Raw genomic sequence first — 23,235 nt, forward strand, 5'->3', positions numbered from 1 at the left:
GGACGCATGAACAGGAGGTTCGTGAAGAAAAATCAAGGAGGACCTGATAAAACCCCGGCCAGTGCGATGGTCGGGGTTTTTTTATGGGCAAACGGCACTGCTGACTAACAAGCGTGATGATAAAACAGTGCGCTGAGTTTGCTCATTGGTGTGGATACCGCCGTTTGGCAATTCATGCAGCGTAGTGTAGCGCTGTCTTTGCCGGTGCCCTCAAGGCGAAATCGTTTTAGGTACGACGTTTTCGAGGATTCCGCGTTGCCGCAATGACGGCAAATAATATCCACACCGTAGACTGTCGGGCTAATCATGATATGTCTCACGCTGACCTCCTAACGTAAGGGAGTTAATGGGTTCAGTCGTGGTAACGTTCCGTGTAGAGGTGCATCCGTGACGATGCTTAAAAAGTATAAACAGCAAACGGCTAGTTCGCCATTTATATAAGCAGCTATCTGTTTATAAACGGGTAGTATAAAAATTTAAAAAAACTTATGTTTTGATATCCCAGGTTAATGTTTTTGACATATATGAGGTTCAAGGTAGGTAAACACAGGGAAAGGTGTTAGGGACGACCAAGCAGGAAGGCTTGTTAAACCAAGGATGCACGAACAGGACGTTCGTGAAGAAGGATTACGGAGGAAATACTACTACCCCGGCCAGGAATGGCCGGGGTTTTTTTACGCTAGTACTTGGCTACACTCGTTCTTCGCTAACTCTTCACTAACTTTCTTTTCACTACTTCTTTGCTTTTTTGGGCTTTGAGGCTTTTTTGTCTTCATCAGTATCAGGCTTGTCGCTACCCTGATGGCTAAGTGGGCTGGCCTGGTCAAGCCGTGGATGGTTGTCCAGGAATTCCCGCTGCAGGTCGGGTAGGGCATCCAGTGCTTTTAAGGTGTGGGTCAGCGCGTGAACTGCCGCGAGTACATCCTGGGTGTTGCCGGTTTCGGAAATAGTGTGCATGTTGCGAATCGGGAAGCCTATTGAGGTAGCTGCGCTATCAATAGAGGCCAGCACGCCTGCCATGCCGTCAGTGCCCGTATCCACGCCAACGATGTCCCGCTGTAGGGGAATATCCTGCTCTTTGGCGGCACTGGCGATAATGCGGTTGAGCTGTTCGCTGGCAATGGAGCCTACGGATATCGTGAAGCCTTTGCCCATTTCCAGCGGCTGCATGCGCTTGTCGCCAATACCAGGAGCAGCTACGTAGTCGTGGTTAACGTCTACGCCAATCAGTGCGTCTGGCTTTAGTTCGCCAGCCAATACGCGGCTGCCGAAACGGCCAATTTCTTCGTAGCTGGCAATGGCAAACAGCACGCGTACGTTTTCGGTGCCGCCGGCTTCTGCGATTAACTTCGCTACTTCTGCGGTAACAAAGCAGCCCAAGCCATTATCCAGGTAAGCGCCGTAGAAGGTGTTCGGGCTAAAACCAGGGCGAATGGGGCGGTCGAAAATAATGGAGTCACCCGGGCGAACGCCTAAATTCAGCACTTGCTGCTTTTTATTTTCGCCATGGATTTGCAGGTCCAGGTAGATCTGCTCTTTTTTGATACCTTTGCTGCCATCGCGTTGTGCAGGATCAGAAAAGTGAATCGCGCCCAGGGCTTCTACTGTACCGCCTTGGATGCAGCGATAGCTGCCGGGGGCGTCAGGATCTTCGCTGAATAGCTTCACTTCATGGCCGATAAGTACGCTAGGCAAGAAGGAGTCAGTGTTGATCCAGATCTTGCCGTCTTCGCCAATCGAGCGAACCTGCATGCGGATTTTGTCTGCATGGCCGATGATCATCACTTTGAACATGTCATCGCGGCCAGGGTGGGTGTCCAGCACTACGCCAGCATTGCCTTTAAACTGATGCAGATGCCAGCCGCTGGGCGCGAAGCTTTCAAAGTAGGGCTTCAGTACGCCGTAGGTCATGGCGCCTTCCAGGCCTACCGGGCTGGGGGCAGCAAGAATGTCGCGCATGATGTTGAACTGCGCGTCGGGCATGGGTTGCGTCCAGGGTTTGGCGCTGTCGCTCATGTTAAGCACTCTCCGTTGGGTGGTGTTCATCGCTCACTAGTCTGCCAGATTCTTGCTTCAGATGCGCATGGCTGGTTCGCCTAGAGAGACAAGAATTTTGGGCTTTGGTTATAAAATCCTCTAGGATAGGCGCTTTTTTCTGACAAGGTGGAAGGTCATGGCGTCTTCTGGGCAACCTCGCACTCAGTGGCTGGGCCGCTGGGGCTTTATGCTGGCAGCCACCGGTTCGGCGGTGGGGCTGGGCAATATTTGGAAATTCCCCTATATCACAGGGGAGTATGGTGGTGGGGCCTTTGTGCTGGTGTATCTGGCGTGCATTTTAGCCGTTGGCGTTCCAGTGATGATGACCGAAATTGCCTTTGGTCGGCGTGGGCGCGGCAGCCCGATTGATGCGATACGGCGCGTTGTCAATGAGTCTGGCCGCTCTTCTGCCTGGTCGCTGATTGGTTGGATGGCGATGCTTTGCGGCTTTATGATTCTGTCGTTTTATGTCGTGGTCGCAGGTTGGTCGTTCTCCTATTTATGGAAAATGCTCACCGGTGGCCTTGCAGGCAGTAGCGTTGATGACATGGCGGCGGTCTTTGGAGCCAATAATGCCAACCCGTTCATTCTGGGCGGTTGGAGCACCCTGGTGGCAGTGCTGACCATGGTGATTGTGGGCAAAGGCGTTCAGGAAGGTATTGAGAAAAATGTCAGTTGGATGATGCCCGGGCTGGTGCTCATGCTCATTCTGCTGATTATTTTTGGAGTGTTTTCCGGTGGGTTTGGCGAGGCAGTGAGTTTCTTGTTCTCGTTCAACGCGGGCAGCCTCTCCAGTGAAGGCATGCTGGCGGCGTTGGGTCACGCCTTTTTCACCTTGTCGTTGGCATCCGGTGCGATTCTGACCTACGGTAGCTACTTGCCCAAAGGAGCTTCGATTGGGCGTACCACGGTAAGCGTGGCCATTGCTGATACCGTCGTTGCACTAATGGCGGGGTTGGCGATCTTCCCGGTCATTTTTGCTAACGGTATGAATCCTGGTGAAGGGCCGGGGCTTATCTTTATGAGCTTGCCGCTGGCCTTCCAGGCGATGCCAATGGGCACGCTATTTGGCATTCTGTTTTTCTTGATGCTCTCGATGGCGGCGCTGACCTCGTCTATTTCGATGGTGGAAGCCACGGTGTCGTGGTTATGCGATAACAAAGGCATGACCCGTAAGTCTGCCTCTTGGGCGACGGGCATCGTGCTATGGCTGATCAGCACACTGGCGATGCTGTCGTTTAACCTGGGTGCTGACTGGACCCTGGCGGGCAAAACCTTCTTTGATTGGCTGGACTATTTAACCTCGCGCTGGATGATGCCGCTGGGTGGACTGGGCTCTGTGGTACTGGCGGGCTTTGTGCTCAAGAGTGAAACATTCCGTGACGAGCTGGGACTTGCACCACTACCTTATACGCTGTGGTTAATCATGGTGCGCTACGTTAGTCCGTTGGGTATTTTGGTTATCTTTGCTGATGCCTTGGGGCTTTACCAAGTTTCGTTCGCGGTGCATTGGCCGTGGCTGCTAGCGGTTTTGGTGGTCATGGTCGCAGTGGGGGAGACCCTAAGCCCGCGGTTGCGCCAAGCGCTGCGCTCGCGCTAGCCGCTGTTGTTCACGCTTCACCCTGGCAGCTGCAATGGCGCCAGGGTGAGTGCCTGCCTCCATGAGTTCGTCCCAGCAGGTGGTATAACGGTTAGAGCGGTGTGCACAGCGCAACTGCCACGGTGCTTCCGCCTCTGTCATTCCAAAGCGAATCGTGCCTTGCCCCATGCGCTGATTAATGGCGTCAACGGCGTTCATCAAGTGCGGGTGCGCTTTATGTGAAGGCTGCAACAGCGAAAGCTGATACTGCTGTGCATCGACTAAGTCCAATAGCATGACACCGGCTTTCATAAACTGAAAACCCGGCCGATACATCTGTTCCAACCCTTCGCGCACGGCTTCTAAAATGATGCGGGTATCGTCGCTTGGCGATGCCAGGGGAATCATCGCGCTAGGTGAAAGCTGAGGCTGGTCTTTACGATGGCGGTTGGTGTTTAGAAATAGCAATACGGCGCGGGTAAGGCTTTTCTGCTGGCGCAGTTTTTCGGCACTGCGCTGAGCATGGCGGCGCAGCGCTGCGTGCAATTCCGCTTTTACGCCGGTTGCTTGGCCAAAAGAGCGTGACGTCATAATACGCTGACGCGGCTCTTCTAATGCGTTCATTTCCAAGCATGAGGTGCCACGTAGCTCTAGCGCTGTACGCGCAAGCACCACTGAAAATCGTTTGCGAAGTTGCTTTGGGTCGCACTCCCGCAACTGCCACGCCGTGCGAATACCACTCACCGCAAGCCGTTCTGCTAGGCGTCTGCCGACGCCCCATACGTCATTCACCGGCAGCTGTTTAAGCAGCGCCGTAGTGGTCGGGCTGTTGGCAGTGAGTAGGCAGACGCCTTGGTAGTGAGGCTGCTGTTTGGCAACGTGGTTAGCGAGCTTGGCTAGCGTATGGGTAGGTGCCAGCCCTACGCATACAGGTAGCCCTAAATAGCGGCGAACACGGCGGCGGACAACTTCCCCGAGCGCTTGGCATTGAGTGTCGCTGAAGCCATCCAGGTAGATAAACATTTCATCAATAGAGTAAGGCGCGACGTCTGGACAGGCATCCCGCAGTAGCTGGGCGAGTCGTGCGGACATGTCGCCATACAGCTCGTAGTTTGATGACAGTAAGTGAATCTCTCCCCGTCGGCGCAAACCTTCCAGTTGGAAAGCGGGAGTGCCCATGGGGATTTCCAAGGCTTTCATTTCGGCCGAGCGGGCGATCACACAGCCATCGTTATTCGACATCACGCCCACGGGTTTGCCTTCAAGCGCGGGCTTAAAAACACGCTCGCAGGAAACATAAAAATTATTGGCATCAACAAGGCCAATCATGGCAAATACTCATGCACCACGGCGCGCACCACCCCCCATAGCTGGCAGTTTGCCTCTTCTAACGGCAGCGGTGGATAGTGGGGATGTGCCGAGCAGAGGTGTGGTGTGCCTTGATAGAGCGCATAACGCTTTATCAGTACTTCCTCTTCAAACATGGCGACCAGGATATGCCCTAAGCGGGGCGGTATGCTGCGATCTACCACCAGCAAATCACCTTCGAATATCCCCCAGCCTTCCATGCTGTCGCCCGCGGCGGTGAGGTAAAACGTGTGGTTGGGATGTTTAATCAGTCGCTCATTGAGATCTAACGTGCGTGGTTCGTAATCTTGAGCAGGTGAAGGGAAGCCGCTAAACCCAGCGCGGCCGTATAACGTTGGAAATGGCAACGGCTGAGAGGTTAACGGCAGGGCTGTCGCGACCATCGTTGTTGGAAATGTGCTCGTTGTAAACGTGGCTGTTTTTAAAGCGGCGGGTTGGGACGGCATCGTCGACATCCTCATGAATAAGTAGTGTGTTTATATACAGTATTTATAAGCAGTATTTATTCATGAAGGAGAAATTGCAAGCGATGCTCAACGCTGGGAGTCTGGGGGCTACTGGCTCAGCGGGTGCTATTGGCTTAGCGAGCAAGCCACAGGCCAACCACCAACGCACTGATCACGGTAATCAAGAACACAAGGTTGCGAGCACGGGTGTCACGACGTGGTTTCATAGTCATTTTCCTGTTGGTCATCATCGTTAAGAGCATTTCGCAGTAGTTGCAGCACGCAAGCGTTATCTGCATAAAAGCGGCAGATGCGCTGCGCTTAGCATGGTAACGTTTACGCCTTAGAGCGTCATCTGACGTATATGACATTGCTTGGTTATCCGGCTTTTAAGAGATCCTGCTTATGAATGAATCGACCCACGTCGGTACCGCTGCGCAGCCGCTTTCCCTGGCGAATGGTCGGCTGGCGGCGCTTAGCTGGGGGCGTAGCACTGCGCCTACTTGGGTGGCACTGCATGGTTGGCTAGACAACGCGGCGAGCTTCAGTCGGCTGGCGCCGCTATTGGTGAAAGCACTGGATATTCGCATTGTGGCGATCGACTTCCGCGGTCACGGGCATTCGGCTCATGCGCCTGCAGGAAGCGACTATGCACTATGGGACTATACCCAGGACGTGCTGGATACCATGGAGTCATTAGAGATCGAAAAGGCGACGCTACTTGCTCACTCGATGGGGGCAGCCGTGGCTTGCCTAGTCTCGGCAGCGCTGCCTGAGCGGGTAGATAAGCTAATTCTGTTAGATGGCTTAGGAGCGCTAAACACACCTGCCGAAGAGACTGCCAGCCAACTACGCAAAGGGCTAGTGGCCTATCGGCGGCCGCTTTCCCGTCCTCCTCGTTATCCCGATGTTGAGAGTGCAGTTGCCGCGCGGGTAGCCGGAGGTGTCACGCCGCTGGACAGCATCACCGCCACGCCACTTGTCGAGCGTAACACCCAGGCCACTGCCGATGGGCATGTGCAAATGCGCACGGATAGCCGTTTACTAAAGCCTTCTTTGGTGCGCTTTACGCCCCAGCAGGTGTTGGCGCTACTGGCGGAGATTCAAGCCCCGGTGCTATTGATAGAGGGGGAGCGAGGTATTTTAGGCGAACGGGATTGGGCAGCAAAAGCGCGCCAAGCAGTACCACAGTTAACGCGCCATGTACTCGCGGGTGGCCATCATCTGCACCTTGAGCCACAATCGGTTCATCGCGTGGCCAGCACAATCAGTCAGCAAGCGTAGCGGGTACCTGATTGCTCGCGTTAGGAAGATGACGATGAAGAAAAAAGTAGCGCATGTTGTTAAAGCACCTGTGGCAAGCAGCGGCTTGAATGGCGGTAATAAGGTTGCGCTGGTATTAGGGAGTGGAGGGGCAAGGGGCTATGCCCATATCGGTGTTATCGAAGCATTAGAAGCGCGCGGCTTCGAGATAATTTCGATTGCCGGTTGCTCTATGGGCGCGCTAATTGCTGGTATCTATGCCGCTGGAAAGCTGCCTGAATACCGGGAGTGGGTGTGTAACCTGGATTATTTAGATGTGCTCAAGCTGGTCGATGTGACCTGGAGTCCGATGGGCGCCATGCGAGCGAATAAGGTCATGAGCAAACTTGAAGAGCTGGTCGGTGATAGATTGATTGAAGACCTGCCTATTCCGGTGACGACCGTCGCGACGGATCTGATTCGTCAACGTGAAGTGTGGTTTCAAAATGGCCCCTTACTCCAGGCAATCCGTGCCTCTATTGCCGTGCCGGGTGTCATTACCCCAGTACATGTGGGTGGCCAGGTACTCGTTGATGGCGGCTTGCTGAACCCACTGCCGATAATGCCAATATTAGCCACCCATGAAGCGGATTTTGTGGTGGCGGTTAACGTGACGGCGCACAGCCCACAACCGATCACCTTAGAGGAGTTGTTACCCAGCGAAGATGCAAGCGACAGCCGCACCGCGTTAGAGCGCGACCGTGATGCTAATATTGGCGGTTGGATGGACGATGTGCGTGCCACCACGCGCCGTCTGTGGGATGGGCTGGGGGGCAGCAATGGTGAAGAGAGCGACGTTGATGAAACCGTTGACCTGCGTGGTCGGCGTGAATGGGGCAAGCTCGATATGATTCTAGAGTCGTTTGATATCACCCAAGCGGCGCTGGCGAAGTATAAAATCGCAGGCTATCCGCCGGATGTATTGATCGAAATTCCCAAAACTGTTTGCAGCACTTACGAGTTTCACCGCGCCAACGAATTAATTCGGCTGGGTCGGCATCTTGCTGATGAAGCGTTAGAGCGCCGCATGCCTAGCATTGCTTCGGATGCGACCGAGTGACATAGCCGCCTACTGCCCGCGCTTGCGCAGCAGAATATACACCGCGCCTGTTCCGCCATCGATATCGGTGGCGGAACAGAACGCCAAGACGCCGGGCCACTCTCTTAACCACGCATTGGTATGGCTTTTAAGCACCGGAAAGTCAGAGGTGGTGCCCCAGGCCTTACCATGCACGACTAGAACACAGCGCATGCCTTGTGCAGCGGCGTCGCGCAAAAAACTTTCAAGCTCAATCCTCGCTTCTTCTAGGGTATAACCGTGTAAATCCAACCCCGCTTGCCACGCGGTTTGGCCACGTTTTAACTGGCTTAAGGTGCGCCAGGGCAGGTCGGGCACGCTGAATTCCAGATACTCTGAGGGGCGTACCGCCTCTACTCGACCGTCGGTCGTGCGACCGCTGGTTTGCAGCGTGTTGCTCTCTACCGCCGCTTGTCGACGTGCTTGCTGGGCAGCTTCGTCGTTGCGCTTAGGCTTGCCGGGATCAGCTTGGTTACTGGCAATACGGCGCACGCCTGCTGCCTGCAGCGCTTGGCGAAAGACACTGATATCGTCGTCGTTGGGCAGGTGTCGCGTCATGGTCGGCTCAAATAGAGAAATGAAGTGTTAACAAATAAGCATAATTGAGAAGCGCACAGTATAGCGAGCTTGTCGTTGCTGTGAACCGTTCACCGTGAACCACGCGCTGTGAACCAGACGGCGTCAAAGGTACAATCCTTCCATGAACTTTTTACACGCCAGGAGCCGCTGTGACTACGCATCTCAATGATGAGACCTCCCACTCAATGCTTTCGTTGCCGGAATCGGCATTGGTGAGCGAGCTTTTTACACTGCGCGATTACTTACGCTGGGTGTCCAGCGAGTTTTATCTGGCGGGGCTGCACTATGGGCATGGCACGGAATCGCCCTGGGACGAAGCCGTTGCGCTTTGCTTAGGCGCACTGCATCTGCCATGGAACGTCGACCCAGCTGTGCTGGATGCCCGCTTGTTGCCAATAGAGCGCGAGCGCATTATCCGGTTAGCGCGAGAGCGGGTGACGACTCGCCGCCCGCTGCCTTACTTACTGGGCGAAGCTTTTTTTGCAGGATTCCCGTTCAGCGTTGACGAACGCGTGTTAATTCCGCGCTCGCCCATTGCCGAGCTGATTGAAGACGGCTTTGCTGCATGGTTCCCGGAAGAGCCGCCTGCCCGAGTATTGGACTTATGTACCGGTTCTGGCTGTATCGGTATTGCCACTGCATTGGTGTTGCCTACCTGCGAGGTGGCGTTGGCGGATATTAGCCAGGATGCCTTAGCAGTTGCTCGTCAAAACATTACGCGTCACGACGTTGGTGATCGCGTGCGGGCTGTCGAATCCGATGTGTTTGACGGCCTGGAAGGCCAGCGTTTTGACCTGATCGTATCTAACCCACCTTATGTTGATGCGCGTGATCTGGCCACTATGCCTGCCGAGTTCCGCCATGAGCCTGCTCTGGCGTTAGGCGCTGGTAACGACGGGCTGGATATCGTGCGACGCATTCTGCGTGAAGCACACCAGCACTTAACCGACGAGGGCTGGCTGATTGTTGAAGTTGGCAATTCCGACCGCCATGTGGAGGCTGCTTTCCCTGAAGTGCCCTTTATCTGGCTTGAATTCGAGCGTGGCGGCCAGGGTGTTTTTGCCTTGAGCGCCGCTGAACTCGACGCCCATGCGGCGTCTTTTGCGTGAGGAACTAACGCCCATGTCTGGCAATACCTTTGGCAAGCTATTTACCGTTACCACGTTTGGTGAGAGCCACGGCCCTGCTTTAGGCGCTATTGTTGACGGTTGCCCGCCTGGCATACCGATCAGTGAAGCAGACTTGCAGCTTGATCTAGATCGCCGCCGTCCAGGTAGCTCTCGACACACCACTCAGCGTAAAGAGCCGGATCAGGTGCGGATTCTTTCTGGCGTGTTTGAAGGCAAAACCACGGGGACGTCGATTGGTTTATTGATCGAGAACACCGACCAGCGCTCCAAAGACTACTCTAAAATCAAAGACCAATTCCGTCCTGCCCACGCTGACTACACTTACCATCATAAGTATGGCCACCGCGATTACCGGGGCGGCGGTCGTTCTAGCGCGCGAGAAACAGCCATGCGTGTTGCTGCTGGCGCTATTGCCAAGCAGGTACTGGCCGCGCAAGGAATTCAGATTCGCGGTTATATGAGCCAGTTGGGGCCAATTAAAATCGAATTCAAAACCTGGGACGCGGTAGGCGAAAATGCCTTTTTCTGCCCTGACCCGGACAAAGTGGCCGAACTTGAAGCCTATATGGATCAGCTGCGTCGGGATCAAGATTCCGTAGGCGCTGAAATTACCGTGATTGCTGATGGTGTGCCGGTCGGGTTAGGCGAGCCGGTCTTCGACCGTTTAGATGCTGATCTGGCGCATGGTTTGATGAGCATCAATGCGGTAAAAGGGATAGAAATCGGGGCTGGATTTGGTTGCATTGCCCAGCGTGGCAGCGAGCACCGTGACGAGATGACGCCCGAAGGGTTTCTTTCTAATCACGCGGGCGGGGTGTTGGGCGGAATCTCCAGTGGCCAACCGATCGTCGCTCGATTAGCGTTGAAGCCAACGTCAAGTATTACCACGCCTGGGCGATCAATTGATATACATGGTCAGCCAGTTGAGGTAATAACGAAAGGCCGCCATGACCCTTGTGTCGGTATCCGTGCGACGCCTATCGCTGAGGCGATGATGGCAATCACACTGCTAGATCATTGGCTACGTCATCGTGGACAAAATGGAGATGTTAGCGTTGACACGCCACGTTTAGAACAACAATAACAGCACGGTGCGCTTGGCGTAACGCTGCTACACTCTAGGAAGATGGTTAAGGAGTCGCCTATGAAGATCAACGTTGAATTTGACCTGACACCGGATGAGTTTCGCCAATCACTAGGGCTGCCGGATGTTGAGGCGTTTCAGCAAAGCCTGCTGGAAAATATTCAGCGGCAAATGGAGTCAGGGGAAGATGGCTATGACCCTATGAATCTAATGCGTCCTTTCCTGCAGCAGCCGATGATGCAACAAGGTCTCTCCCAAGGGTTAGCTAACTTTGGCACGTATCAACAGATGATGTTGGACATGTTACGCAAAGCGGGTTCCTCCAGCAGCGGTGCCGAACAGGATGACGGCACAGATCAAGGCGAGTCTCAAGAGGCTGCTAAGTCAGCAGCGTCAGGTGGAAGTGCATCAAGTGCGAGAAGCTCCAAAGCGAAAGCGACGGCTTCTTCGCGTTCTCGCACTAAAGGGTAGAACTGTCATGTGAAATGTGTAGCGTTGTTGAGCGAGCTGCTAAGAATGTTGCAAAGCAGCATTGCAGCGTTTACTCTTTTTGCAGTGCAGCAATTTTGCCATGTGATGAGCCACTCCAGGCTCATGCCAAGGAACGAGAGACAGGAGCAGACACTATGCAAGATAAAATGATGGACGCCTTTAGTACCCAAACCCGCCAAATGTTTGAGCCAATGCGTAAGATGAACTCGCTGATGCTCAACAACATGGAAAAAATGACCCAGTATCAGCTGGAAGCAATGAAACGCTACAGCCAGATGGGCACCGAGCGCATTCGTAGCGCGACGGAAATTGACGATGCAGAGAGCCTGCGTGATTTTGGCACCAAACAAGCCGAAATGATGAACGAGCTTTCTCAGCAAATGCAGGAAGATGCCCGTGTCATGGGTGAGATGAGCTTGCAATTCAAATCCGAAATGGAAAAGCTGTTCAGCGAAGCTGGGCAGAAAATGAGCGAGCAAGCCACCTCTGCCACGAAAAGTGAACAGCCTGCGAAAGCGACTAGCCAGTCTTCACGTAAAAGCTAAACGCAACTATGTTCGCGGCGCCTTCAAGGCGCCGCGTTCTTTTGGATGATGTGCCTGGGCAGAAAATGCCAAGCAGGTGAGGGGAGAGTGAGTATGCTGTCAGGGTGGAAAATGCCGTCTCAAGGTGTTTCTCAAGAAGAGCTTGAAGCATGGAAAGTGCAGCTAAGCGATGTCGGTGAACAGTACAAAGGACTGCTTGAGGATTTACTGTCACGGATAGCCCCCAGCGAAGCTGCTGACTCCGTCTACAGTGATATGCGCGAAAGCTTTGAAGCCGCCGCACAATCGCTTATGAGTAACCCTAACCTGTTGTGGCAAACCCAATCGCGCCTTATGCAAGATCAGTGGCTGCTTTGGCAACAGGGTGTGCGCGCTATGTCTGGTGAGCAGGTGACGCCATTGATCACACCTGCTAAAGGCGATCGCCGCTTTAAAGATGAAGCCTGGACGCAAGAGCCTTACTACTTGGCGATTATGCAGCAGTATCTGCTGTTTTCGCAGATGGTAGAAGAACTCATAGAAGACCTGGATGGCCTAGACCCGACGCAAAAGCGCAATCTGGCGTTTTATGCTCGGCAGTTGGTAAACGCCATGTCGCCGACTAACTTCGTATCGACTAATCCGGAAGTGATGCGCTGTACGTTGGAAACTCGCGGGCAGAACTTGGTGGATGGTTTGACGCGTCTGCGAGAAGACCTGGCGAACTCAGCCGAAGGTATCAATGTACGCATGACCGATCGAAGTGCCTTTGGTATTGGCGATAACATTGCGGTTACCCCGGGTGCCGTGGTGTATGAAAATGAGCTGATTCAGCTGATTCAATACACCCCCACTACGGAAAAAACCTTTAAAACGCCACTGTTGATCGTGCCCCCATGGATCAATAAGTATTACATTCTCGACCTGCGAGAAGACAATTCGCTGGTCAAGTGGATGGTGAATCAAGGGCATACGGTATTTCTGATTTCCTGGCGTAACCCAGGCCCAGAGCAGCGTGACATCACCTGGGCTGATTACATGCAAATGGGCCCCATTAGCGCGATGGAGGCCATTGAGCAAGCCTGTGGCGAGAAGTCAGTCAACCTGTTGAGCTACTGTGTGGGCGGCACACTAACCGCCTCTACAGTCGCTTATCTGACAAGCACGCGGCGTGGTCGCAAGGTGAAGTCCGTTACCTACATGGCGACGCTGCAAGATTTCCGCGATCCCGGTGATATTGGCGTATTCCTTAACGAGCGCGTGGTTGAGGGAATCGAAAACACGCTAGCAGTGAAGGGGTATTTGGATGGCCGTTCAATGGCCTATACCTTTAATTTATTGCGTGAGAATGATCTCTTCTGGTCGTTCTACATCAATAATTATCTGAAAGGCGAAACGCCCGCAGCGTTTGACCTGTTGTATTGGAATACCGATGGCACAAACCTGGCAGCAGGTACGCATGCGTGGTATCTGCGCCATATGTACTTGGAAAATCGCTTGGTCGAGCCGGGTGGCATTGAGTTAGACGAGGTGAAGATTGACCTTCGTAAAATATCGGCCCCCTGCTATTTCGTATCGACGAAAGAAGATCACATCGCGAAGTGGAACAGTACGTATTATGGCGCGCTGTTGCCCAAAGGGCCGGTGACGTTTGTGTTGGGTGGTTCTGGCCATATCGCGGGCATTGTGAACCCTCCTCATAAGAATAAATACGGCTATTGGACCAACGATGCGCTGCCCGAAACGCATGATGCATGGCAAGAAGGCTCGACCTTTAATGAAGGCTCCTGGTGGCCGCATTGGCAGGCCTGGGTGACGGAGAACGGCTATGCAGATCCTGATCCGGAAAAAATGGTGCCCGCGCGTCAGCCTGGAGAAGGTGGGCTAAGTGTTATTGAAAGCGCGCCTGGTCGCTATGTGAAAATGACGATTCCTGAGGTGCTGGGCGAACTCCCTGCCGCAGAATAATTTGCCACCATTGCATGATGGGCTGATGAAAAACCGTTACGTTTATCTTTACACTAACGGTAACGTTTAGAGTGGTAGAAAATGGCGGTGTGTCTCGTGAGGGTTGACCGATTGAGACATCACCGCCATTTGCGTCTCTACTATTAATACTCCTTCTGTTAGTAGCCCTTTATTCGTCCCTTTCAGCAATGTCATTGCAATGAGCTTGTCGTGGGCTTGGCTGGCGTTGCTGCCAAGCGAGCCACCAAAGCCATCCGCCATACAGAACGCATAATCCAACCAGTACGCTAATTTCTCGCCCGATACTGAGCAGTGGAGCCCCCATTTGGTTAATCGCCAAAAAACCTTGTATGCCAGGTTTTACCGGAATCAGCAGGCTTAGAGTATCTAGCCACTTGGGCAAGCTCTCTGCAGGCCAAGCAAACCCAGCGGTGAAGACGATCGGTAGGGACGAGAGGAGCACCAGGACAGTGGGAAGCTCCGGTCGCGGAAGCAAGTAGCCCAGCCAAATGGCGAACAGCGTGGCACTCATGAAAAATAGCACGCTGAAGACCAGTAATTCGCTAGGTGCAGCAACATGGGGGACACCATAAAGCTGAAAGAAAAAGCCAAAATAGAGCATGGCAAATAACAGGTAGATAAGCATAAAGGTGACAAGTCGAAGCGGCAGTGCTAATGCAAGCGATGGCGCAGTTTGCCCCAGGCGCCTGCGTGCACGATCTTTGATGGTTACGCTGCCCGCGGCAATTAGCAGCGTCTGGTGCAGAATTAATACGAAGACAGCGGGCACAATGTAATTGATGTAGCCAGACGTGGGGTTGAACGCGGGCTTAGTAGTGATTCGCATAGGCATGATCTGACCGGGAATCTGAGCAGGGTTTTCCCCTTTCATTAAGCTACCAACAATTTGGGTTTGTACACTGAGCGTCGTCGCTGCCGTCAGCAAGCCCTCGACAACATTGCCGTAAATTAGAAAGTAACTGGCGTCTCCTGCGAAAGACAGGCTGGTAGGGCGGCCTAAATAAACATCCCGCTCGAAGCCAGACGGAATAATCAGGAGTCCATGAACATCATCATTGGCCAGTAAGGCTTCTGCTTCCGCCATGCTGGAAGGCTGGGCGGCGACTCGAATTTGAGGAGACGCATCTGCCATGCGGATAAGTTGCCGCGCTAGATGAGTGTGGTCATGATTCACCACCGCCACTGCTTGCTCTCCCGGCACACTCTTATGATAGGGAAGAGGGTAAAGAACGGCATAAAACAGTAAGCCGCCAATAATAACGAGCAGCACGGCCCGATCAGCAAATATATTCGCAATCTCTACCTGCCACGCTTGCCAACACCGTTGCCAGGCACTCATTAGGACACCTGCTCGGCAGGGTTGATGTTTAATTGTCTTGGCAAGGCATGAATGGCTAAGGGGAGTGGCAGCAGAAACAGCAGCAATATCAATAAGGGCGGTAGCAGAGTAGCCAGCGGTGCTCCGTGGTCAGCCACTGCTACCTGGAGTTCAATATAGTGTGTGGATGGCATTAAGTTACCCCAGACCCGTGCCAGCATATTCATGTCGCCTCTTGGAAAGGTAATTCCCATAAAGGCAAAGGCTGGCGCTAGATAGGCGGCGCAAAGGCTTAGTGCGCGTACTTTGTTGGCAACCGCGGAGAGAATCAGCGTAGCCATACTTTGCACGGCCAGTACCATCAGTGCCATTCCGGCCACTAACCAAGCAAGGCTGTCCTCTGGTGACCAGCCGAGAAAGTAACTATACAGGCCCAGCATTAACACTCCCTGAAGCCAAAGCAGCAACGAAATAGGCGTCAGTAGTTGCCAAAGTGCGATACTTCTAGCGGAGAAAGTGGCTGGTAAAGGAGCTTTTTCGAGCCGCCAGCAAAGTGTAAGCAGCGTGGCGACAACAATCACAATTTGCCAAAGTGCGGGTGTGATCGTGGTGACTAAAAAGCGGGCATAGCTCATCCCAGAGTTATAAAGGGAGGTAATTTGTGGCCGCACGGGAGCCGCTGCGGCTACGGCTTGTGGTAACGCATAACCTTGACCAAGCCGCAATGCGACACCTGCTTCGGCGGCGAAGGTCATACCTGATTGAGTTAACGCGGAGGAAATGAATTTTCCGGCCAACAGGTATTGGCTATTGTAGAAAGCGACGACTTCAGGGCTGAGCGAGAGACGTAAGTCGCGGCCAAAGTCACGTGGAATGATCAATAGTGCTAAGACGTCACCACGCTGTAGCGCTTCGGCCCCTTCGCTTGCCGAAGGGTAGGGGTTAAGCATATCTAACGCTGGGCTGGCATCTAAATAACGCTGTAGCGAACGGGATTCAGCGGTATGGTCTAAATCGACTACGCCCACGGGCAGCGATTGTGGGGTGCCCATTTCAAATACGGCAATAAATAACAGCGTCATTAATGGGGGGAGCCATCCTGCCAGGGCTAGCAGCCAAGGCTGGCTGCGCAGCGCCTGCCAGCCATTCAGCCTAGTCGGTTCCATGTTGGCTACCTGACCGCGCATCCTCAGAAGGTAAATCAAGCAATACACTCATGCCTGCCCTTAGGCCAGGTACTGGCTCGACCGGGTGCATTTCCACTTCAAACGTGCGCATATCAAAGCCGCGCCCGGGCACCGTGGCACGCCAAGTAGCAAAGTCGCCCAACGCTGCGATGTGGCTGACTCGAAAGCGTGCCTGTTGGCCAAGAGAGGGAATCTCTAGATCGAACTCGGTTCCTTGCGAAAAATGCTGTAGCAGGTCTTCACGCACATTAAAGAGTGCCCATGCCTCATCTAAATCAGTAATCATGACCACTGGGAAACCCTGGGGCACCAGTTCACCCGTATTTAGTAGGACATTGCTGATGATGCCTTGATGGTGGGCAAACGCCATTGAGTCTTCAAGCAGCTCGTTGATCTCGTCGCGCAAGCTGGTGGTCATCTCTTCGCCAGCGCGGCTAGCGGTGCGAGCTTCTTCGCGAGGGCCAGCCTCTGCTAATCTAAGTACTTCCGCTGCGGTTACCCGCGTCTGTTCCGCTACCCGTAGCAGTGTAAAGGCCTCGTCTAGTCGTTGGCGTGCCACAACGCCTTGCTCTGCTAGTACGCGAGTACGTTCATAGGTTGTGCGTGCCATGGTTTCTGCTGCTTGGGCTTTCTGAAACTCACTGCGTGCAGCAGCAATTTTTTCTTCCCGAGTACCGCCTTCCACTGCTTGTGCCAGCGAACGGCTGATTGTATCGAGAGCATCGACCTGAGTGAGTTTTGCCTCAAGCTCAGGACTATCAATACGGAATACCCGATCACCGACATTGACGCTATCTCCACGTCGTACGTCAATCTCTGCAAGCCGACCAGGGACTTTCGAAGACACCATATATTGTCGAGCTTCTATCTGACCCTGTAAGCGAAGAGGGGGTGTGCTATAGGTGTGCCAAAAAACAACGGAGACTGCGATGGCGATCCCTGCCAATATGGCCAGGATAAGAAATCTGCGCGTGGTCACGGAATTGGATCCCCCTCGCTAAGGTAAGCAAAAAGTGATTCTTGTTGACCTGTAATACTGAGTAACTGGGTAAGTGACATGACGAACCGGAAGGCGGCAGCATCTCGGCGCGTGTGGGTCGTGGATAGAAAGGTTTGGGCATCAATCACATCGAGTGCTCGACCAACCCCTTCTGAGAAAGCCAGTGTTTGCAGGCGCAGGCTCTCTTCTGCCAACGCCACTGTACTTGCGAGGTCGTTATACTCTTCAAGCGCTTGATTCGCTTCACGGTAGTGTTGGTCGAGCAGCAATTCCAGCTTGCGGGAAGCGGCCTGCTGGCGATAGCGTAATTCCGAAACAGTGCTCACCGCTGCCTGTACTTTGCCACTCCGTCCGCTTCGGTCTACCAGTGGCATGCTGACTCCAACGCCAACTAGCCAGTCGGGCGTGAGATCGCTTGCTAAAGAGTCGTCTTCATAAAGGTTGTAGCTGCCAAACATGAAAACATTGGGGTGATAAAGTCCACGGCTTGCCTCAACCACGCTTTCAGCCTGTGCCTGGGTATTAGCTAATAGCCTGAGAGCAGGGTGGTCGGCTAGCCCTGGTTGAAAATGCCCAATCGGCGGCAGCGACGCTAGCGTAAACAGCGGAGACGTAGGCGTTGGGCCCGGTGAGTGACCTCCTAAGCTAGATTCAGAAGGTGCATAGTGCACCAACGACGCTAATGCTTGCTGGGCGCTATCACGCTGTTCGCGAATAGCACGGGTAGTGATGCGTGAACGGTCATAGGCTGCTTCGGCGGCTAAGCGTTCTACCCGGGCAATTTGATACTGCTCTTCAAGTGCACGAGCAGAGCGGTAATGCTCAGCAAGGGTGTCTTCAGCTTGCTGTTGAGTCGTCAGCGCACGCTCTGCCATGACTAGTCCGTAATAAGCGGTTACTAAATCCATGAAGCGGACGCGGTAGACCTCTTCAAGTAGTAGGGAGGCTTCCCGCTCTTCCAGTGTTAATAGTTCCCGCGCAGAGCTGATTTTGCCCCCCGTATAGAGCGGCCAAAACATCGCTAACGAGCTTCTGGCAACATTGCGGTTAGTAACCGGTGTACGAAATGCATTGGGACCACCAATAAGGTCAACTAACAGTTGGCCAGGCAAAGAGTCAGCGACGCTGCTAAGCGGATTAAGCGCAAGTGCGTCTACTTCAATTGGGTCATCGAGGTGGGTATAAGAGCCTAACAGGTCTATTTGCGGCAGCAGTAAATTATCGCGAGTGGAAAGCAGTGCAGCGGCGCGTTGTTGGGCGGCTTGGCCTGCGGCAACGTCATCGTCTTGGCTGCGCAGTTGTTGCCAAGCGTCTTCTAGTGCGAGTGGTTGTGCTTGAGCAGATTGGCTGGGTGACGCTGTGGCTATCACAAGTAGTGATGCCCATAAAAAAATGCCCGAGCTTTTCACAACTCATCACCTCATTGGTTGTTTATTAAAAATGTTAAACCACAATGTAGGTGTTAAGTGCAATAAATGAAAAAAGTTTATCGGCAATTCGTTGGTTTTTCGTTGACCGTCACTTAAAGCTTTAGTGAGCTATGTTAGCTCGCTAGCATTCATCGCAAGTTTTCGATAAAGCGACTGTTATGAAATTGCCTGTTGGGAAATTTGAGATATATTAAATAGCATTAAGCGATGAAATGCTGACTTAGTCTTCTGGATTTAAGTCTTGAAAAGTTGCTTGTACTTCTTACCGCTAAGCGAGGCTCTAGCCATGCCCCCGACTGCCCGTTCTTTATTTTCGCCAGTGTTAACAGATGCCCACGCTCATCATAGCCATGGGGCATGCTGTTGTGGGTCGCCGATATTGCAACGCTTTCATGAACGGGTGATGGCAGAGATAACCCGTCGCCAAATGATTGGGGGAACAGCGGCGGTGATGGCACTTTTCGCAGGTTTACATGTGCCGTTTGCCGTTGGGCAGCAGCCAAAGGCCCATGATGGACCACTGCTGTTAACCAATTTTAAGCTGTTTGATGGCAACGGTGGCCCGCTGCGTGATGGCGTATCAATCAGGGTAGAGAATGGCCGTATCGACGCTATTCTGGACGGTAGTGGAGAGGTGGACGGTATTGATGTCGTTGATTGCGGCGGTCGTGTATTGATGCCCGGTTTGATTGATGCCCATTGGCACACCACCTTAGCGGCCATCTCCCAGATGGAAGCCATGACTGCTGATATTGGCTATGTGCATTTGGTGGCAGCCAGAGAAGCAGAACGAACCTTAATGCGTGGCGTTACCTCGGTTAGGGATGTGGGGGGGGCCATCGTTTGCGTTAAAGCGTGCTATTGATGAAGGTATTGTGAATGGCCCTAGGATATTTCCCGCAGGGGCGATGATTTCTCAAACATCGGGCCACGGTGATTTTAGAATGCGCCATGACGTACCTCGTGGCAGCACAACACCGCTAAGTGAAGCAGAGCGTCAGGGTGTTGCAATGATTGCGGATGGTGAGGCTGAAGTGCTCAAGCGCACACGTGAGCAGCTAATGCTAGGTGCCTCGCAGATCAAATTGATGGCTGGCGGCGGGGTCGCGTCGCTTTATGACCCTTTAGACAGTACCCAGTTTACGGAACGAGAGCTACGCGCAGCGGTTGAGGCTGCCGATGATTGGGGCACCTATGTGATGGTGCATGTGTATACGTCACGTGGTATCCAGCGCGCTCTGCGGGCCGGCGTTAAGTCGATTGAGCATGGTCAATTGGCCGATGAAGAATCGGTAAGAATGATGGCTGGAGAGGGCGCATGGTGGAGCCTTCAGCCTTTCCTGCAAGATGAAGATGCTAATGTTTATCCTGATGCTGCGCGCCGAGAGTCTCAGCGCCAAGTGTCTGAAGGTACCGCTCGTGCTTATGAAATGGCACAGCGGTTTAATGTGAAAACTGCCTGGGGTACCGACATTCTCTTTAGCCCTAAAAACACCCCGAATCAACTGCGGCATTTGGCAAAATTAACGCGCTTTTATGATCCGTTAACAGTGTTGGCAATGGCAACAGGGCATAACGGTGATTTATTGTCACTCTCAGGTCCACGCAACCCCTATCCTGGTGTACTTGGGCGTATTGAACCGGGTGCACTAGCTGATCTGTTGGTCGTCGATGGCGATCCAAGTCGCGATCTTGATTTTCTAACAGATCCAGAGTGTAACTTGCGCATGATTATGAAGGGCGGTCAGGTTTATAAGGATGAGTTATAAAATATAAATTTGAGCAGCTGTTAAGGATATTTTGTTAAAGCGGTGGTTTGATTATTGATAATGACGTTTTATTTTTTATTAAGTCTCATGGGGCGTGTTTTTTGGGGGAGTTGTTTAACTAAAAGTCGAAAAGGAGTCGAGGGAAAGAGAGGCTGGCCGCTGCGCTGGCTTTTTTCTGATAGGTTGGTAAAGCTTAAAGTGCCATATTTTATATTCAAGCAAACTGACCGGTAATCCCCCCACCTCCCATTCGTAAACCAGTGTTTTCTTTTGGGAGGTGGGAATGGACACACTTGCTAAGCGACACGCAGCGTTAGCTGGATTTTTTTAATTAGCGTTTACGCATCAAGCTCGGTAACAGTAGCAGGCCAGCGAATAGCCATGCAGGCCAACTACCCGTGCGGGTAAACGGTGTTGCCCCTTCCATGGCGTAAAATTCGCCAATAAGGTAGGTGGTTTCAAATTGCGCAGCGCTATCTACCAGCTCGCCACGGGGATTAATAATCGCGGTAATGCCGTTGCTGGTAGCGCGCACGACATAACGACCATTCTCTAGCGCGCGCAGGCGGGCCATTTGCAAGTGTTGGTGGGGGCCAATGGAAGCGCCAAACCAAGTGTCATTGGATACCGTCACAATCACGTCGCTGTCTGCTGCGCGTTGTGCAACCAACTGTGGGTAGATAATCTCATAACAAATAGCGTTGCCAATTGTCACACCGGCAGCCTGCATGGGCGTTTGTTCGGAGGCGCCTTTAGAAAAACTCGACATCGGTAGATCAAAGAAATCGATAGCACCCCGTAACACGCTTTCAAGCGGCAGGTATTCACCAAACGGCACTAGATGCTCTTTTTGATAGCTGCCTTCTACGTTGCCAACACCAATCACACTATTGAAATAACGGTTGTCTTCGTCGAGTTGAACAATGCCGGTTAATAGCGCAGTGCTGGGTGGTAAGTTGGCTTGTACGCGCTCTAACACCGGGCGAGCTTGGTTATCGATCATTGGCAGGGCGGTTTCGGGCCACAGAATGAGATCGGCATCATCCGCGACACGGCGGGTTAAATCGCTATAGGTATTTGCCGCTACGCGCTGGCCTTCGGGGGTCCACTTTAATAGCTGGGGCAGATTACCCTGGAGAAGCGCAACGCGCGTGGGCTCGCTTGCTGGTGTTGTCCAAAGTGAGGGCAGTGCCAACGGAACGAGCCAAATAGCGGCTAATGGCAGCGCCGCCCACCATTGGCGTCGCAGCAGTTCAGCGCCTAAGGTGCCTGTGAGCACTACCAGCAGGGAAAGCAAGTAAACGCCGCCTACTGGCGCCCAGTTGGCCAGCGGTGAATCCACATGGCTGGAGCCAACCAGCAGCCACGGAAAGCCGGTAAACAGATAAGTGCGTAGTACTTCCCCCAGTACCCATGCCCCTGCAAAGCTAGCCAGTGCCCAGCGCGGGCTGCAAAAACGTCGATAAAGCCAAAACGTGCCTGCAAAAAAGAGGGCTAATACGGACACAAACAGAGCGGTCAGAAATACCGCCAGGGGAACGCCGGTATAGCCGTAATCGTGAATGGATACGTATACCCAAGACGTGCCACTGGCGAAGAGCGCTACGCCGTATAGCCAGCCTTTTAGTGCTGCTTGAGCAGGACTTAATGTATGCAGGCCAACGTAAAGCAGGCCGATGGCGATGGGCCCTAGCCACCATAATTCAAACGGTGAAGCGGTAAGCGTCGTGAAACCACCGGCCACGAGGGCAGCCAGCAGCTGAAGTGCAAAGGTGGGCGTCAACCCCATGGTGATATCCTATCGGCAGGTTGAAGTGGGCGGTTGACTAGCCGTCGCTGTCGTCGCCATCGGTAGCATTTTCACTGGCGTCATCGCGATAAGCTTCCAGCAACCGAATACGCCGATTATCGGCATTAAGAATGACGAATCGCCAGCCGCCCAGGCTAGTATGTTCGCCACGGCCTGGTAAGTGGCCAAACTGTTGCATCACAAGGCCGCCGACAGTATCGAATTCGTCATCAGAAAATTCGCTGCCAAAGCGTTCGTTGAAGTCTTCAATCGGTGTGAGAGCACGAATGGCGAAGTGGCCATTGTCCAGCGTGCGGATATCGTCCTCTTCATCGGTATCATGCTCATCTTCGATATCCCCAACGATCTGCTCCAGAATATCTTCGATAGTAATAATACCAGCCGTGCCGCCGTACTCATCTACCACAATGGCCATGTGGTTATGGGTGTCACGGAATTCCTTCAGCAAGCTGTTTAGGCGTTTGGACTCGGGAATAAACATTGCCGGGCGCAGCACGTCTTCCAGCTTAAAGGCATCACGGCTTTCTTGCGTTTGAGAGAGCAGGGGGAGCAAATCTTTAACCAGTAAAATGCCTTTTACATCGTCAAGATTCTCGCCAATGACCGGATAGCGGGAGTGCCCTGTTTCTTGAATCAATGGCAAGTAGCCATCGCTGGTTTGATCAAGGGCAATTGCCGACACCTGAGAGCGTGGAATCAATATTTCACGCACTTGCTGATCGCTGATCTCAAGAGCGCCTTCAATAATCATAATAGCGTCTTGATCTAGTTTCAGTTTCCCTGCGGTGTGGCGTAAAAACGTCATTAGCTCATCGCGCGAACTAGGTTCGTCATTGTCTCCGGAAAGGGCGCCAAAGAGTTTCTCGAGCCAGGATTTTTGATTTGAGTTGCTCGATCGGTCTTCGCTCATTGCGTTTAATCTCTCTATTACGTGCAAATAGTGACTTGCAAATAGTTGTGTGCAAACAGTACGTCAAAGCACTACTTAAAAACAGCTATGAAACCTCTGATTAACTACGCTTGGCCATACTGCGTTAAAAATCGCCTCGGGCGCGAGCCCGGTCAAAATGCTCATTTACAACCCGTAAACTCGAACGCGAGTCCGATCCTTTT

At 53.0% G+C, this 23,235-nt stretch carries 20 protein-coding genes; 10 read left to right on the forward strand and 10 right to left on the reverse strand.

The genetic code is table 11. The annotated features are described in order from the left end of the window. Positions 1-732: 732 nt before the first annotated feature. Complete coding sequence (locus INT19_RS17250; RefSeq protein WP_193061637.1) at positions 733-2,016, reverse strand: M20/M25/M40 family metallo-hydrolase; 1,284 nt, start codon at positions 2,014-2,016, stop codon at positions 733-735. Between the two features lie 157 nt (positions 2,017-2,173). Between INT19_RS17250 and INT19_RS17255 the strand changes: the two genes are divergently transcribed. Next, positions 2,174-3,637: a sodium-dependent transporter gene (locus INT19_RS17255; protein ID WP_193061638.1), complete on the forward strand. Its 1,464-nt coding sequence runs from the start codon at positions 2,174-2,176 to the stop codon at positions 3,635-3,637. Here INT19_RS17255 and INT19_RS17260 read toward each other — a convergent pair. Together INT19_RS17260 and INT19_RS17265 are read right to left on the reverse strand one after the other, a co-directional pair. Further along, a complete protein-coding gene (locus INT19_RS17260) occupies positions 3,599-4,945 on the reverse strand; it encodes a Y-family DNA polymerase (protein ID WP_193061639.1) in 1,347 nt (448 codons plus the stop codon). The genes INT19_RS17255 and INT19_RS17260 overlap by 39 nt on opposite strands. Beyond that, entirely contained in the window at positions 4,942-5,430 is a 489-nt protein-coding gene (locus tag INT19_RS17265) for a LexA family protein (protein WP_226924692.1), read from the reverse strand. Before INT19_RS17265 ends, INT19_RS17260 begins: the two co-directional genes overlap by 4 nt. A gap of 405 nt (positions 5,431-5,835) precedes the next feature. Between INT19_RS17265 and INT19_RS17270 the strand changes: the two genes are divergently transcribed. Both INT19_RS17270 and INT19_RS17275 read left to right on the forward strand, forming a co-directional pair. Further along, on the forward strand, positions 5,836-6,714 hold the full coding sequence (locus tag INT19_RS17270; protein ID WP_193061640.1) for an alpha/beta fold hydrolase: 879 nt from the start codon (positions 5,836-5,838) through the stop codon (positions 6,712-6,714). Positions 6,715-6,748: 34 nt separating this feature from the next. Further along, positions 6,749-7,792 carry a patatin-like phospholipase family protein gene (locus tag INT19_RS17275; RefSeq protein ID WP_193061641.1) on the forward strand — a complete coding sequence of 348 codons (1,044 nt, stop codon included), beginning with the start codon at positions 6,749-6,751 and terminating at the stop codon, positions 7,790-7,792. A gap of 9 nt (positions 7,793-7,801) precedes the next feature. On the opposite strand, the gene INT19_RS17280 is transcribed toward INT19_RS17275, so the two are convergent. Then, entirely contained in the window at positions 7,802-8,368 is a 567-nt protein-coding gene (locus INT19_RS17280) for a Smr/MutS family protein (RefSeq protein ID WP_089038690.1), read from the reverse strand. A 170-nt stretch (positions 8,369-8,538) separates the two neighbouring features. On the opposite strand from INT19_RS17280, the gene prmB reads away from it, so the two are divergent. The 5 genes from prmB to phaC all read left to right on the forward strand — a co-directional run bounded on the left by prmB (position 8,539) and on the right by phaC (position 13,587). Further along, positions 8,539-9,498: a 50S ribosomal protein L3 N(5)-glutamine methyltransferase gene (prmB, locus tag INT19_RS17285; protein ID WP_089038689.1), complete on the forward strand. Its 960-nt coding sequence runs from the start codon at positions 8,539-8,541 to the stop codon at positions 9,496-9,498. 13 nt (positions 9,499-9,511) lie between these two features. Then, positions 9,512-10,603 (forward strand): chorismate synthase, encoded by a 1,092-nt coding sequence (gene aroC / locus INT19_RS17290; protein ID WP_038482654.1) that lies wholly within the window; start codon positions 9,512-9,514, stop codon positions 10,601-10,603. A 60-nt stretch (positions 10,604-10,663) separates the two neighbouring features. Further along, positions 10,664-11,074 carry a hypothetical protein gene (locus INT19_RS17295; protein ID WP_193061642.1) on the forward strand — a complete coding sequence of 137 codons (411 nt, stop codon included), beginning with the start codon at positions 10,664-10,666 and terminating at the stop codon, positions 11,072-11,074. A gap of 155 nt (positions 11,075-11,229) precedes the next feature. Next, positions 11,230-11,640: a phasin family protein gene (locus INT19_RS17300; RefSeq protein ID WP_038482660.1), complete on the forward strand. Its 411-nt coding sequence runs from the start codon at positions 11,230-11,232 to the stop codon at positions 11,638-11,640. A gap of 93 nt (positions 11,641-11,733) precedes the next feature. After that, positions 11,734-13,587, forward strand: coding sequence for a class I poly(R)-hydroxyalkanoic acid synthase (phaC, locus tag INT19_RS17305; protein WP_193061643.1), 1,854 nt, complete (start codon positions 11,734-11,736; stop codon positions 13,585-13,587). A 169-nt stretch (positions 13,588-13,756) separates the two neighbouring features. Here the strand turns inward: phaC and INT19_RS17310 are convergent, their stop codons facing one another. Genes INT19_RS17310 through INT19_RS19815 form a run of 4 tightly spaced genes read right to left on the reverse strand, consistent with a single transcriptional unit; the run spans position 13,757 to position 18,522 of the window. Further along, positions 13,757-14,947 (reverse strand): ABC transporter permease, encoded by a 1,191-nt coding sequence (locus INT19_RS17310; RefSeq protein ID WP_193061644.1) that lies wholly within the window; start codon positions 14,945-14,947, stop codon positions 13,757-13,759. Beyond that, positions 14,947-16,092, reverse strand: a complete 1,146-nt coding sequence (locus INT19_RS17315; protein WP_193061645.1) for an ABC transporter permease — start codon at positions 16,090-16,092, stop codon at positions 14,947-14,949. Before INT19_RS17315 ends, INT19_RS17310 begins: the two co-directional genes overlap by 1 nt. Further along, positions 16,079-17,092, reverse strand: a complete 1,014-nt coding sequence (locus tag INT19_RS17320) for an HlyD family secretion protein (protein ID WP_193061646.1) — start codon at positions 17,090-17,092, stop codon at positions 16,079-16,081. The genes INT19_RS17315 and INT19_RS17320 overlap by 14 nt, the downstream gene beginning before the upstream one ends. Further along, entirely contained in the window at positions 17,089-18,522 is a 1,434-nt protein-coding gene (locus INT19_RS19815; protein WP_193061647.1) for a TolC family protein, read from the reverse strand. The genes INT19_RS17320 and INT19_RS19815 overlap by 4 nt, the downstream gene beginning before the upstream one ends. Before the next feature lie 424 nt (positions 18,523-18,946). On the opposite strand from INT19_RS19815, the gene INT19_RS19700 reads away from it, so the two are divergent. Together INT19_RS19700 and INT19_RS17330 are read left to right on the forward strand one after the other, a co-directional pair. Further along, positions 18,947-19,408 (forward strand): amidohydrolase family protein, encoded by a 462-nt coding sequence (locus tag INT19_RS19700; protein WP_264299270.1) that lies wholly within the window; start codon positions 18,947-18,949, stop codon positions 19,406-19,408. Further along, a complete protein-coding gene (locus INT19_RS17330) occupies positions 19,368-20,312 on the forward strand; it encodes a metal-dependent hydrolase family protein (RefSeq protein ID WP_264299273.1) in 945 nt (314 codons plus the stop codon). The genes INT19_RS19700 and INT19_RS17330 overlap by 41 nt, the downstream gene beginning before the upstream one ends. A gap of 331 nt (positions 20,313-20,643) precedes the next feature. On the opposite strand, the gene lnt is transcribed toward INT19_RS17330, so the two are convergent. Beyond that, positions 20,644-22,101, reverse strand: coding sequence for an apolipoprotein N-acyltransferase (gene lnt / locus INT19_RS17335; protein WP_193061648.1), 1,458 nt, complete (start codon positions 22,099-22,101; stop codon positions 20,644-20,646). A 37-nt stretch (positions 22,102-22,138) separates the two neighbouring features. Beyond that, on the reverse strand, positions 22,139-23,032 hold the full coding sequence (locus INT19_RS17340; RefSeq protein ID WP_193061649.1) for an HlyC/CorC family transporter: 894 nt from the start codon (positions 23,030-23,032) through the stop codon (positions 22,139-22,141). Between the last annotated feature and the right edge of the window lie 203 nt (positions 23,033-23,235).

Origin of the sequence: Halomonas sp. 3A7M, from assembly GCF_014897875.1 — a bacterium.
Taxonomy (GTDB): Bacteria; Pseudomonadota; Gammaproteobacteria; order Pseudomonadales; family Halomonadaceae; genus Vreelandella.

Coding starts and splice junctions, on each gene's coding strand:
- INT19_RS17250 (WP_193061637.1), bottom strand. CDS start 2,016: ATGAGCGACAGCGCCAAACCCTGGACGCAACCCATGCCCGACGCGCAG.
- INT19_RS17255 (WP_193061638.1), top strand. CDS start 2,174: ATGGCGTCTTCTGGGCAACCTCGCACTCAGTGGCTGGGCCGCTGGGGC.
- INT19_RS17260 (WP_193061639.1), bottom strand. CDS start 4,945: ATGATTGGCCTTGTTGATGCCAATAATTTTTATGTTTCCTGCGAGCGT.
- INT19_RS17265 (WP_226924692.1), bottom strand. CDS start 5,430: ATGCCGTCCCAACCCGCCGCTTTAAAAACAGCCACGTTTACAACGAGC.
- INT19_RS17270 (WP_193061640.1), top strand. CDS start 5,836: ATGAATGAATCGACCCACGTCGGTACCGCTGCGCAGCCGCTTTCCCTG.
- INT19_RS17275 (WP_193061641.1), top strand. CDS start 6,749: ATGAAGAAAAAAGTAGCGCATGTTGTTAAAGCACCTGTGGCAAGCAGC.
- INT19_RS17280 (WP_089038690.1), bottom strand. CDS start 8,368: ATGACGCGACACCTGCCCAACGACGACGATATCAGTGTCTTTCGCCAA.
- aroC (WP_038482654.1), top strand. CDS start 9,512: ATGTCTGGCAATACCTTTGGCAAGCTATTTACCGTTACCACGTTTGGT.
- INT19_RS17295 (WP_193061642.1), top strand. CDS start 10,664: ATGAAGATCAACGTTGAATTTGACCTGACACCGGATGAGTTTCGCCAA.
- INT19_RS17300 (WP_038482660.1), top strand. CDS start 11,230: ATGCAAGATAAAATGATGGACGCCTTTAGTACCCAAACCCGCCAAATG.
- phaC (WP_193061643.1), top strand. CDS start 11,734: ATGCTGTCAGGGTGGAAAATGCCGTCTCAAGGTGTTTCTCAAGAAGAG.
- INT19_RS17310 (WP_193061644.1), bottom strand. CDS start 14,947: ATGAGTGCCTGGCAACGGTGTTGGCAAGCGTGGCAGGTAGAGATTGCG.
- INT19_RS17315 (WP_193061645.1), bottom strand. CDS start 16,092: ATGGAACCGACTAGGCTGAATGGCTGGCAGGCGCTGCGCAGCCAGCCT.
- INT19_RS19700 (WP_264299270.1), top strand. CDS start 18,947: ATGGCAGAGATAACCCGTCGCCAAATGATTGGGGGAACAGCGGCGGTG.
- INT19_RS17330 (WP_264299273.1), top strand. CDS start 19,368: ATGTGGGGGGGGCCATCGTTTGCGTTAAAGCGTGCTATTGATGAAGGT.
- lnt (WP_193061648.1), bottom strand. CDS start 22,101: ATGGGGTTGACGCCCACCTTTGCACTTCAGCTGCTGGCTGCCCTCGTG.
- INT19_RS17340 (WP_193061649.1), bottom strand. CDS start 23,032: ATGAGCGAAGACCGATCGAGCAACTCAAATCAAAAATCCTGGCTCGAG.